Annotated in this window: 11 protein-coding genes and 1 riboswitch; of the genes, 2 read left to right on the top strand and 9 right to left on the bottom strand. The window is 45.0% G+C overall.

Annotated features, from left to right (window positions below; all coding sequences use genetic code 11):
* Positions 1 to 192: 192 nt before the first annotated feature.
* The 9 genes from AWV70_RS17410 to AWV70_RS17375 all read right to left on the bottom strand — a co-directional run bounded on the left by AWV70_RS17410 (position 193) and on the right by AWV70_RS17375 (position 8595).
* Complete coding sequence (locus tag AWV70_RS17410; RefSeq protein ID WP_235588732.1) at positions 193 to 2394, bottom strand: YhgE/Pip domain-containing protein; 2202 nt, start codon at positions 2392 to 2394, stop codon at positions 193 to 195.
* Positions 2395 to 2463: 69 nt separating this feature from the next.
* Positions 2464 to 3036 carry a TetR/AcrR family transcriptional regulator gene (locus AWV70_RS17405; protein WP_060209771.1) on the bottom strand — a complete coding sequence of 191 codons (573 nt, stop codon included), beginning with the start codon at positions 3034 to 3036 and terminating at the stop codon, positions 2464 to 2466.
* 102 nt (positions 3037 to 3138) lie between these two features.
* Positions 3139 to 3420 (bottom strand): hypothetical protein, encoded by a 282-nt coding sequence (locus tag AWV70_RS17400; RefSeq protein WP_060209769.1) that lies wholly within the window; start codon positions 3418 to 3420, stop codon positions 3139 to 3141.
* A complete protein-coding gene (locus tag AWV70_RS17395; RefSeq protein ID WP_060209767.1) occupies positions 3421 to 3807 on the bottom strand; it encodes an SHOCT-like domain-containing protein in 387 nt (128 codons plus the stop codon).
* A 12-nt stretch (positions 3808 to 3819) separates the two neighbouring features.
* Complete coding sequence (locus AWV70_RS17390; protein WP_060209765.1) at positions 3820 to 4185, bottom strand: DUF2089 domain-containing protein; 366 nt, start codon at positions 4183 to 4185, stop codon at positions 3820 to 3822.
* Positions 4186 to 4373: 188 nt separating this feature from the next.
* Complete coding sequence (abc-f, locus tag AWV70_RS17385) at positions 4374 to 6227, bottom strand: ribosomal protection-like ABC-F family protein (protein WP_082713683.1); 1854 nt, start codon at positions 6225 to 6227, stop codon at positions 4374 to 4376.
* Between the two features lie 287 nt (positions 6228 to 6514).
* Positions 6515 to 6634 carry an RAxF-45 family protein gene (locus AWV70_RS25245; RefSeq protein ID WP_306464403.1) on the bottom strand — a complete coding sequence of 40 codons (120 nt, stop codon included), beginning with the start codon at positions 6632 to 6634 and terminating at the stop codon, positions 6515 to 6517.
* 73 nt (positions 6635 to 6707) lie between these two features.
* A complete protein-coding gene (locus AWV70_RS17380; protein WP_060209763.1) occupies positions 6708 to 7955 on the bottom strand; it encodes a serpin family protein in 1248 nt (415 codons plus the stop codon).
* 76 nt (positions 7956 to 8031) lie between these two features.
* On the bottom strand, positions 8032 to 8595 hold the full coding sequence (locus AWV70_RS17375) for a lysophospholipid acyltransferase family protein (RefSeq protein WP_060209761.1): 564 nt from the start codon (positions 8593 to 8595) through the stop codon (positions 8032 to 8034).
* Between the two features lie 333 nt (positions 8596 to 8928).
* Positions 8929 to 9036: riboswitch (SAM riboswitch) on the top strand.
* 106 nt (positions 9037 to 9142) lie between these two features.
* Between AWV70_RS17375 and AWV70_RS17370 the strand changes: the two genes are divergently transcribed.
* Both AWV70_RS17370 and AWV70_RS17365 read left to right on the top strand, forming a co-directional pair.
* Positions 9143 to 10168, top strand: a complete 1026-nt coding sequence (locus AWV70_RS17370; protein WP_060209835.1) for a methionine ABC transporter ATP-binding protein — start codon at positions 9143 to 9145, stop codon at positions 10166 to 10168.
* Entirely contained in the window at positions 10158 to 10820 is a 663-nt protein-coding gene (locus AWV70_RS17365) for a methionine ABC transporter permease (RefSeq protein ID WP_060209758.1), read from the top strand. The genes AWV70_RS17370 and AWV70_RS17365 overlap by 11 nt, the downstream gene beginning before the upstream one ends.
* The last annotated feature ends 55 nt before the right edge of the window (positions 10821 to 10875 follow it).

The following is a 10875-nucleotide window of genomic DNA, read 5'->3' as shown; positions in this document are numbered from 1 at the left end:
CCTTCGCTTTGGGCGCGCAACTGCTCGATTTGGACGCGGGCACCTTCACTTCGGACGCGCAACTGCTCGATTTGGACGCGGGCACCTTCACTTTGGACGTGCAACTGCTCGATTTGGACGCAGGCACCTTCACTTTGGGCGCACCATACTAAAAAAGCGATTTGCAGATTATCTTCTGCAAATCGCTTTTTCTTATGCTTCTACAGTATCTCTTGAATACCGTTTTTTGAACACCAATGCAAAATAACCGAACGTAATCGCCAAGCATGCGACCATGAAGCCGATCAGCACGCCGTTGCTTGCCCAAAGATGACCAAGGTCGCCAGTGGAGATCGCCGCCTTGAAAGCTTGAACAGAATACGTCATCGGCAACAGCGTATTGAACACTTGGAGTGGCGCAGGAATTAATTCCAACGGGAATGTCCCTGCACTCGTCGTCAATTGCAAAATCAATACAAGGATCGCAATGAAGCGGCCCGGGTCGCCGAGCAATGACACCAACATCTGGACGATCGCGATATAAGTATAGCTTGTAATGATAGCCGTCAAAACGAACAACGGCAAATTGACCGTTTCCATTCCAAGTGCGCCTTTTATGATGCCGACCGCGACCAATGCTTGTACTAGACCTACAATCGCCAAGACGGAAACTTTGCTCGCCATCCAGCCGAATGCACCTGTCGGTTTGATCGCCGGTTCGACGAGCGGGAAGACGATTGACACTAACAAAGCTCCGACAAACAAGCCGAGGGAGAGGAAGTACGGTGCAAATCCTGTACCGTAGTTCGGCACCTCATTGATGCCCTCTTTTTCAACATCGACAGGAGATGCCGCCATTTCATACGTCTTCTCATTCGGATTCACTTCACTTGCCGTCGCATTCGCTTCCGCAAGTTTTTCCTGCAATGTATGCGTTCCTTCATTCAACTCGTTCATGCCGTCCGTCAACTTCGCCGAACCGTCTGCAAGCTCCTTCGATTTCGAAGCGAGCGTGCCAGTACCTTCTTGTAGTGTACCCGTACCCGCATTCAGCTCATTCAAGCCTGACGCCAAATCAGATGAACCTTTTTGCGCTTTCGCAACACCTTCTGAAAGCTGTTCAAGACCAGATGCCAATGCACCGTTCCCTTGCGCAAGAGAAGAAGCCCCCTCTGTCAACTTAGCGGAAGAGCCATTCAATTCATCAAGACCTGCAAGTGCTTGCGCGTGACCGTCGCGCAATTGCCCAGCCGAGCTGTTCAACTGGGAAGTTCCATCGCTAAGTGCGGCAGTTCCAGAGGTAAGCTCACTCATACCGGCCGATAGTTCAGCACTTCCTTGTTGTAATTGGGTTAATGCCGCTTTCAAGCCCTCCTGCTGATCCTCCGGCAATGAAGCCAATACAGGCGCCAATTTTTCGGACAGATCATCGATGCCTGCGTTCACACTTTTCGAGGCATCAGCGAGCCGTTGCGCAGATCCATTTAACGCAGCTGTTTTTTCTTTGATTGTTCCAACCGCTTTTCCAAACTCGGCTTCTTTTTCCGCAATTTGCGCATAGCTAGCTCTCAATTTCTCTACGCCAGCCGTATAATCAGTGATTCCCGACTGTAAATCGGATGCGCCCGTACTCGCTTTACTTGCACCCGTGCGAAGATCTGCGACACCAGTAGAAAGCGCGCCGATTCCTTTATTCAAATCCGCAGCACCTTTAGCGGCTTCCGTTGTTCCCTTCGCTAACTTGTCGGATCCATCCTTCAACGTAATGGTGCTGGACGCCAACGTTTCCAAATACCCCTTCAGATCATCCGCGCCTTTCGCAAGCTCGCTTGCACCGTCATGTAATTCGCCCGCACCGTCAGCGGCTTCGCCAAAACCATTTCCCATCTCATTGATGGAGTCAAACAACTGCTCCGCATACGTCGACGCAACTTTGTCATTCACTTCCGCACGGATCCGTTCCATTGCCGTCTCCCCGATTTGGGCAGACAGGAAGTTGAATCCCTCGTTCGGCTTATACACGATCGTCAACTTTTCAGGATTTTCATCCAGCAAAGTCGTAGCATGCTGCGAAAAGTTCTCCGGTATTTCAATCGCGATATAGTAATCCTGATTTTTCAAGCCTTTCTCCGCGTCCATCTTGGACACCTCTTGGATATTGAAGTTATTCCCTTCCATCAGCTTGTCGACCAATTCATCGCCTAGCGCAAGCTGTTTCCCATCCAACTCGGCGCCCTCATCCAAGTTAACGATCGCTACAGGCAATGCGTTCATATTGGCATATGGATCCCAAAACGCCCATAAAAACATGCCGGCATATAACACCGGAATGAATAGGATTGCAATCATCGGCACAAGCATTTTCCTTGTACGGAGAAGCTGTTTCCATTCCGCCATTATCATTGATTTTTTCATTCGTCATTCCTCCGTTTGTACTAACTGACCCAAAATCTCATTTGGTCAATCGTGAATAAAAAAAGAGTCTCAAGCTAAGAGACTTGTAAAAATGGTGCTGCGTAATAATCCTGCAATCCGCTCTTCTGACAGCTCTTCGTCCTGATGGGTTTTCCCCCAATCGACGACAAGCGCCATATACGATTTAAACAGAAGGAATGCAACAAGCTCACTGTCGCACGGCTTCAGTTCGCCTTTATCGATCGCCCGCTCAATTTTCGTTTTAATATACGAGACGATTTCATCTTCAATTTCGGCGAGCACTTCAATGACTGCCGGTGTGCGCAGTTCTTTTCCTTCGTCGATCAATTTGGCGTACAATTGATGTGTCTCCCGGAATTTCAGCATTTGCATGAGCCGGGCATGGGCATTCTGTTCAAAGGAAGCACCTTCGACTGTTGCTGCATCTGATGCCGCCCGCATCTCCTCGACCATTTGCAGGACGATTGCGTTAAACAGCTCTTCTTTGTTTGCGAAAAACGTATAGATCGTTCCTTTACCGACATTCGCTATTTTGGCGACTTGGTCCATCGTTGTCGCTTTATAACCGAACAGCGAAAACGATTTGGCAGCAGCCTCTAAAATCTCTTGCCTGCGATCCATTTCTACACCTCGCTTTATTGACCGAAAAACAATTTTGGTCATCTAGTCATTATAATACTCCCATGGACGGCAGAATGCAACAAAAAAAAAAAAAAGAAGCTATCATAGTTTCACGATAACTTCTGTTCCGTCCTTCGCCTTAACGTTTACTAGCCCAAGCCCCCTATGGTTTTTCAACTCTGATACAATGCCTCTTAGTTCTTTTTTATCTATCGGTGGAATTGTAAACACTTTTTCCTTGTCTTCGGACTGCTCCACAATCCATTTATTAATGAGCTGTTGAAGCCGTTCGGAAGATAGGATCATGATGGCAATCGTCAGAAATACATATGGTACCGGGATGAATAAGCGCACCTTATCTGCCTTAACTTTGACGCGCATCATTTATTCGATATACACGGAAACCGTATCGCCGTCTGCCGACTTGACGTCAACGATTTGTCCGTCCAATTCATTTTCAATCGCCTCGATAAGCACATCAATATCAATGTCTTTCACGTACTTCTCCGATTGGGGAATATTCCCTGCGATGTTATGGCCCGCTTTCAATAGAACTTTAATGAGCTTGATTGGCAAATTGACAGAAACATTGTCGTTATCCGCTGATACGACCCGGATTTTCAATGTCTTATCTGCATATGAAGTCGACTTCGAAACAGGTCCGCTCCGGGAATCCCTATTGTTCAACACTTCGATAAGCTCCGATGCTTTCTCTGCGTCCACTTTCCCCTCTTGCACCATCGTCAATACTTTTTCAATTTCTGTTTTCATCACGAATTCCCCCTATTCATCTTTTAACAGTTTGATTGCTTCTTCCGGAGTGATTTCTCCGCTTTCCAGCATGGCGACGACTTTCTTTTCATCCACTTCGTTTTTCTTTTTTATCTCATAGCCGAGTGAGCTGACGACTTCATTCAGCTTGCCCCGAACTGTCGGATACGATATGCCAAGTTCCTTTTCAACTTCTTTGATGTTGCCCCTGCACGCTAAAAACACTTCAACGAAATGGAGTTGCTCTCCTGATAGCGAGGCTAATTTGGAAAGTTCAAATTCATTCTCGATGGATGTATGGCATCGATTGCAATGCAGCTTGGTGACTTTCAACGTTTCGTCGCAGACGGGGCAGTGGCTAATAACGGGATATGCCATAATTATGTGAACTCCCCTTTCATTTGAATTCATCATATACCAATCATTTTAAAATAGCAAGCGTAATGTTAATTATTTTAACTTAGTCATTAATAATGTTAATTAACACCTTTAATATCTTAATCATTTTTAATTCCTACATAAAAAAGCAGGCGAAGAAATCCCTTCACCTGCCCCACATCGTTTAGTTATTCATTTTCAATCAACCACCGCTCATAATACCCATTCAGTTTTTCCTGCAATGAATTGATTTTCCCCGTCTTTGTTTCATACTCACTCCAATCCGTTTCATTAGTTACGCTCTTTTTCAAACGCTCTATTTGGCGTTCCAGTGCAGCGATTTCTTCCTCCGCGCTAGCTTCCTTCTTCGGCTTTCGGTCACCATTTATTTTCTTTGGAGGTTCGGCGACTTCGGTCTGTTGCAGTTCATGCCATTTCTGCCTCGCCCAGTCGAAAGGACCTTCAAACATCGTCATCATTCCGTCTTCGAGCCACGCCGTGCGGGAAAATAATTTATTCAAGAAATACCGGTCATGCGAAACAGCGAGGAGCGTTCCCGGAAAATCCTCCAACGCATCTTCGAGCACTTCCCGTGATTCGATGTCCAAATGATTCGTCGGTTCGTCCAATACGAGGAAATTCACGTCTTGATGCATCAGCTGGGCAAGCCGCAATCTCGTACGTTCGCCTCCGCTCAAATCACCGATCCGCTTGAACACATCCGGTCCGTAAAACATGAACTTCGCCAGTATGTGCCGTGCTTCGCCTTCCTCGACGCCAACATCTTTACGGAAGACATCAAGCAGGCGGGCTTTCGGATCCCCGATAGCGAAATGCTGCGACAGGAAGCCCACTTTCACATTGCTCCCCAATTTGCACATACCTTTATCAGGAGCGAGCTCGCCTAGGAGCATTTTCAGGATTGTCGATTTTCCACTCCCATTCCGTCCGACGATTGCCGCCCGGTCCTTCCACAGGACTTGCAGATTGGCGCCGAGCAATAATTCATTAGTACCGAATGACTTTACGGCTTCTTGCATGATGACGACTTCCTTGCCGCTTCTCGGCGCGGCTTCAAATGATAATGCCATTTTTCGAGGGTCGATCAACGGCTTTCGGACCTTCTCCATCCGTTCCAGCGCACGCTCCATATTTCTCGCTTGCCGATGCAATCCCGCATTCGGCGGATTCGCTTCATTCGCCCATATGCGAAGCCGCTTGATCGCTTCTTTCATTTTCTTGATCTTCTTCTGCTGCTCTTCATAGTCCTGGAATTCGCGCAGAAGACGCTCTTCTTTTTCTTGGGTGAATGAACTGTAATTACCGTAATACAAATGCAGCTCCCCATCTTCCAGATCCGCAATCTTTGTCACGACGTTATCGAGAAAATAGCGGTCATGTGAAATGATGACGACCGTTCCCGCATATTCCGTCAAATACGCTTCCAGCCATTCGACCGCGAATAAATCCAAGTGATTTGTCGGTTCATCCAAAAGAAGCAAGTCTGGTTTCGTAAGCAGCAGCTTCCCTAACATGATTTTCGTCTGTTCCCCGCCGCTCATCTGGCTGAACTCCTGCTCCACAAATGTCCGTAATTGAAGACCGTTGATGATCTTCTCGATTTCCGAATCCATCGCGTACCCGTCACGCCGGACAAACTCATCCTGCAGTTGGCCATATCGAAGAAGCAGCCGCTCCATATCCGCTGTATCCGGATTTGATAATTCCATTTCCATTTCGGACAGTTGCTGTTGAATGGTTCTTAATTCCGAAAAAGCGCTTTGAAGGACATCATATCCGGTCACCGGCTGTTCGAATGAAGGAATTTGCGATAAATAACCGATTTTGGAGCCCTTCTTAAAATGAATGCGCCCAGTGTCCGGTCGTTCGACATCCGCAATGAGCTTGAATAACGTCGTTTTTCCACTGCCATTCCGTCCGACGACGCCCAGTTTGTCGCCTGTCTTAATGTCCAATGAAAGATTTTCAAATATGGTGTTGCCACCTAACATTTTGCTTACTTGTTGTATTGTACAGATCATAATTATCCGCTTCCTCTCTGTTTTCACAGCTGGAAGCGCACAAACAATTACAAATTACAGGGGATACCCGGATTTCCGCTACAGGCGGACGCTTTCCGCGGGCGGTCCGTGAGCCTCCTCGTCGCAAGCGACTGCGGGGTCACACCTGGACACGCTTTTCCCGCCGGAGTCGCCACCTTTCGCTTCAATCCTTCTGATTCATAAATATGAAATTCAAAAAAAGACTGCGTCTAGGCAGTCTTCCCCCAAAAATAATGTAAGGAATGATGTGCTAAACAGCTGTGTGATTACTGAAATTGTCTAAAAAAGGGCATACGTATCCCGTTGACGGCAATTTCATGAGTAATCGCACATGAAGTGGCTAAATATTCCAATAAACTTTCATGTGCATACACAGTGTCCAACATCATTCCTCACCTCCGTCCGATTAATAGTAAGAATAGTGTAGCATGAATGTTTCATTTTCACAATTAAGTTTTTCTATATTTCAGGATTCGCGATAACCCCCAGGAACAAAACAGCTCCTGTTTCACCATCCGTAATCGCCAAGAAAAAAGGTCGGTTCACATCCATGACGAATGGGTCGTCTGGAGGTGCAGAAGCGGTATCCATTTGTACACCTGTCACCGCAGCCGCTTCCGCTCCTTCTTCATTCACATCGATGTATGTTTTTTGCTTTACTTTGCTAATGAAAAGCGAGGCATCGCCTTCAACCATTTTGCTGAAATCAGCTTTGTCAGTGAAGGCGCGTGGCATGCCAAGGGCTTCCAGTGCATCATTCAGTTCCGTTTCGTATGACATTTTGAACTTCGGCAGGAGGATTGTTCCTTTCATGCTTTTCATTCCGGATTGGACTTCTTCCCATTTACCACTCGATAAAGTGCTTTGAAATTCTTCTAGACCAACGCCTTCATTCGGCAAGATGACTGTCATGCTCATTTCACCATCTCCATACGGCAGTTGAATGGCCTGGTATTCACTATTAGCCATGTTCAATAAATCTTCCTGCAACTTCATGAAGGGCACATCGATTTCATTTCCGTCATTGAGATAGAAGGTTTTATCCTCCGTCTCTTTTTCATCAAAAGGATACTTCCAATCTCCTTTGAAGTAAATAGCATTTAGCAGCATGGCTACAAGATCGTCGTCCAAAGGTGCATCGACCATTTTGTCGATTTTGCCATTTGTCGCCTTTTCAACACAGTCATTGATCCGTTTCGGCGTATCGTTGCTCGTTATATCGATTTCCTCGATTTTCGCGTTGAAATAATCGTTCATTCGTTTAGAAAACTCTTCTTGGAAATGATATTCTTCATTAAGCCAAATGGAGTTGGCGACTTGAAGTTGAATGGCATCGTTATCTTTATTCAGCATTGTCATAAAGGAGGCATTCGCTTGATTCAGAACCATTGGGTTTATGCCTTCCATTTGTAAGGCTTTCGCGATTTCTTCCTTCGTCACTCCGTCCGCACCGTTATAAACCATGGCGAGTGCCATCAATAGACTAGTCGGGGAAATGAACAGATTGCCGTCATCATCCGTTTCGATTTCTTTTAGTAAGTTGAAGCCCAATTCATTGTTCGGTTCAACGATTGTTTCATAATCCATTTCTCCGAATTCAACTCCTTTAGAAATTTGAAGACTGTTTTGATCGGTGCTTGTTCCACATCCAGTCATAGACAGCATAAGACTCATTCCGACAAGAGAAGCGGTAATTTTACTTTTCAATTGAATCACCATCCTTGTAAACGTAGACTTCATCGAGATGGAAAAGGTTACAAGAAACATGCCTACTTCTGTATTTTCAAACTAAGTTTATTTCCCTTTCTAATTTCTCCGTATATGCACTGATTTCTTCTTTACCCGATTTTTCAATAATGAAAGGGTCGCCAATTGTAATCGTTGCATTTCGGCATTTCCAAATGTCATTCAGATTTGCGGGCCCTTCATATATAACCGGAACGATCGGTACTCTTGCCAGACCTGCAATGGTAACAGCTCCACGCTTTACCGGAGCGCTCTCAGCTTTCCTTGTTCCGCTTGGAAATATCCCAACAACCTCACCGGACTTCAGCAATTTTACAGGTGTTTTAATACTGCTAGGTGATGGATTTTCACGGTCAATAGGAAAAGCTTTAATGCTCGTTAAGAAAGCTGCAACTAGTTTTCTTCTAAAGAGCTCCTTCTTTGCCATGAAGTGAATCGGACGAGGCAATGAAATACCGAGCGCAATAATTTCCAACCATCCTCGGTGTGCACACGTAATTACATACCCTCCATTCTCAGGTAGTTTGTGTGTATTCTTCAATTCGATTTTGGCTATGAAGAAAAAAATGAACTTCGCAAATGTGGCTGTGAATTTATACATGATACCCTCCTATTATCATCAACATATAGCACCTGATACTAATTATAGATAAACTACAATCTTTTACAACTAACCAGGCACTTAATCCGCTTGCATGATCGTACAAAGATTTTACGTATACCTTCAAAATCAACAAGTACTTTTTATTTTTACATGCAACAAAATTAACTAAATAGAACCGCCATCGTGCAATGAAGAACGGAACCACGTCCTTCTTCCATCCAAAGTAATCAGACTTAACTTTATATTTAATCTTCATCAAAATTTAAAAACGTAGTTGACTTTATTTTCAACCGTGGTAAAGTTGTAAGCAATTCAAATTTCATACAAAATTTCTTATCAAGAGAGATCGAGGGACAGGCCCAATGACATCTCGGCAACGGTTTTTTAAAAAACTACGTGCCAATTCCTGCAAACAGTTTCCTGTTTGGAAGATAAGAAGAGAGAAGCTTTTTTCATATTCTACAAATTCAGTAGAAGCGCCTTCTTTTTTCATATCTTCATAGATATGGAAAAAGAAGGCGTTTTTATTTTGGAGGGGGATTTTATGATCACATTCGAAAATGTATCGAAAACATTTGTTGTTGGAAGCAAGCAAGTCGAAGCAGTAAAAAAGGTGACATTTGACGTTGAGGAAGGCGATATTTTCGGCATCATCGGATTCAGCGGCGCAGGAAAGAGTACATTGATCCGACTTGTCAACGGTCTTGAACGTCCGACTGAAGGGAAAATTCTTATCAAAAAAACTCCCTTGCATGAACTGAAGCCTAAACAGCTTCGGGAAGTGCGCAGGAAGATCGGGATGGTATTTCAAAACTTCAATCTCTTTTCTTCCCGCACTGTCGAACAAAATGTTGAATACCCTTTGAAACTATCGAAGGTGCCTAAAGCAGAACGGAACGCAAAAGTGAAGCAACTCCTTCAATTCGTAGGTCTTGCGGATAAAGCGAAAAGTTATCCCGAGCAATTATCAGGAGGGCAAAAACAGCGTGTCGGCATTGCCCGCGCACTTGCGACAGACCCGGAAATTCTGCTATGCGATGAAGCGACGTCCGCACTTGACCCGAACACGACGCGCGATATTTTGAACTTATTGCAAAAAGTGAATCGGGAATTAGGGATTACAATCCTGCTGATTACACATGAAATGCAGGTTATCCAATCTGTTTGCAACCGTGTCGCCGTAATGGAGACGGGTGAAGTTATTGAACAAGGCGAAGTGTTCGAAACGTTCACTAATCCTCAGCACGCAACTACGAAAGAATTCATCTCCGCCACCGATCAAAGCTTGCCCTCCCCTCAACTACTTGATGAATGGCGGGCAAAAGGCGGAACCGATTTGTACCGCATCATTTTCAAAGGAGAGCGGGCAAGTGACCCGATCTTATCGACAGTTACTCGAAAGCATCAGATAGATTTCAATATCATTTACGGTTCTATCCGGGAATTGCAGCAACAGTTTTTTGGCAATCTTGTCGTTTCATTCGAAGGGAAAAATGATGCGGTGATGGCTTGCATCCATGAATTGAAAAGCATCGTGGACATTGAGGAGGTGAATACGAATGAAAGTTAATTGGGAGACGTTTTGGATTCGTATTGTGGAGGCGACCGGTGAAACGATTACGATGGTTTTAGGAACTTTGGTTTTTAGTTCAATTATCGGGATGGCATTAGGCATCCTTCTGTTTACCACAAGAGAAGGAAATATACTTGAGAATCGGTTCATTTCGGCTTTGCTAAATTTCTTTATTAATATTATTCGTCCGATTCCTTTCATCATTCTACTTTTCGTGCTTTCACCTGTTACACGCGAAGTGATTGGAACGACGATCGGGACGGCAGCTGCCATTTTCCCAATGACGATTGCCGCATCGTTTGTTGTCGCAAGGGTCGTCGAAAACAACTTGATCAGTATCGATCCGGGTGTTATCGAGGCTGCTGAAGCAATGGGAGCAAGTCCGCGCCAAATCATTTTCACCGTATTGATCCCTGAAGCGCTTGGACCACTCATCCTTGGATTGACGTTCGTCACGGTCGGTTTAATCGACTTTTCAGCTGTTGCAGGGACGGTTGGCGGAGGCGGATTGGGTCACGTCGCAATGACGCATGGCTACCAACGATTTGACAGTTCCGTCATGTTCGTTACGGTCGTCATTCTAATCATACTTGTACAATTGGCACAATGGATCGGCAATTTCTTGTCTAAGAAAGTGATGCGACGGTAACTTTTTTATTCACAATCAAACATTTATTAAAAATATGGATCTAATTGGAGGATTT

Origin of the sequence: Sporosarcina koreensis, assembly GCF_001531445.1 — a bacterium.
Classification (GTDB): domain Bacteria; phylum Bacillota; class Bacilli; order Bacillales_A; family Planococcaceae; genus Sporosarcina; species Sporosarcina koreensis_C.
The sequence above is the reverse complement of the archived record's forward strand: the minus strand, read 5'-3'. Positions and strand labels throughout refer to the sequence as shown.

What these genes read in the sequence shown, in the direction of transcription:
- AWV70_RS17400 (WP_060209769.1), bottom strand. Translation starts at nt 3,420, where the DNA reads ATGATGCGCGTCAAAGTTAAGGCAGATAAGGTGCGCTTATTCATCCCG.
- AWV70_RS17365 (WP_060209758.1), top strand. Translation starts at nt 10,158, where the DNA reads ATGAAAGTTAATTGGGAGACGTTTTGGATTCGTATTGTGGAGGCGACC.
- AWV70_RS17390 (WP_060209765.1), bottom strand. Translation starts at nt 4,185, where the DNA reads ATGGCATATCCCGTTATTAGCCACTGCCCCGTCTGCGACGAAACGTTG.
- AWV70_RS17375 (WP_060209761.1), bottom strand. Translation starts at nt 8,595, where the DNA reads ATGTATAAATTCACAGCCACATTTGCGAAGTTCATTTTTTTCTTCATA.
- AWV70_RS17370 (WP_060209835.1), top strand. Translation starts at nt 9,143, where the DNA reads ATGATCACATTCGAAAATGTATCGAAAACATTTGTTGTTGGAAGCAAG.
- AWV70_RS17405 (WP_060209771.1), bottom strand. Translation starts at nt 3,036, where the DNA reads ATGGATCGCAGGCAAGAGATTTTAGAGGCTGCTGCCAAATCGTTTTCG.
- abc-f (WP_082713683.1), bottom strand. Translation starts at nt 6,227, where the DNA reads ATGATCTGTACAATACAACAAGTAAGCAAAATGTTAGGTGGCAACACC.
- AWV70_RS25245 (WP_306464403.1), bottom strand. Translation starts at nt 6,634, where the DNA reads ATGTTGGACACTGTGTATGCACATGAAAGTTTATTGGAATATTTAGCC.
- AWV70_RS17410 (WP_235588732.1), bottom strand. Translation starts at nt 2,394, where the DNA reads ATGAAAAAATCAATGATAATGGCGGAATGGAAACAGCTTCTCCGTACA.
- AWV70_RS17395 (WP_060209767.1), bottom strand. Translation starts at nt 3,807, where the DNA reads ATGAAAACAGAAATTGAAAAAGTATTGACGATGGTGCAAGAGGGGAAA.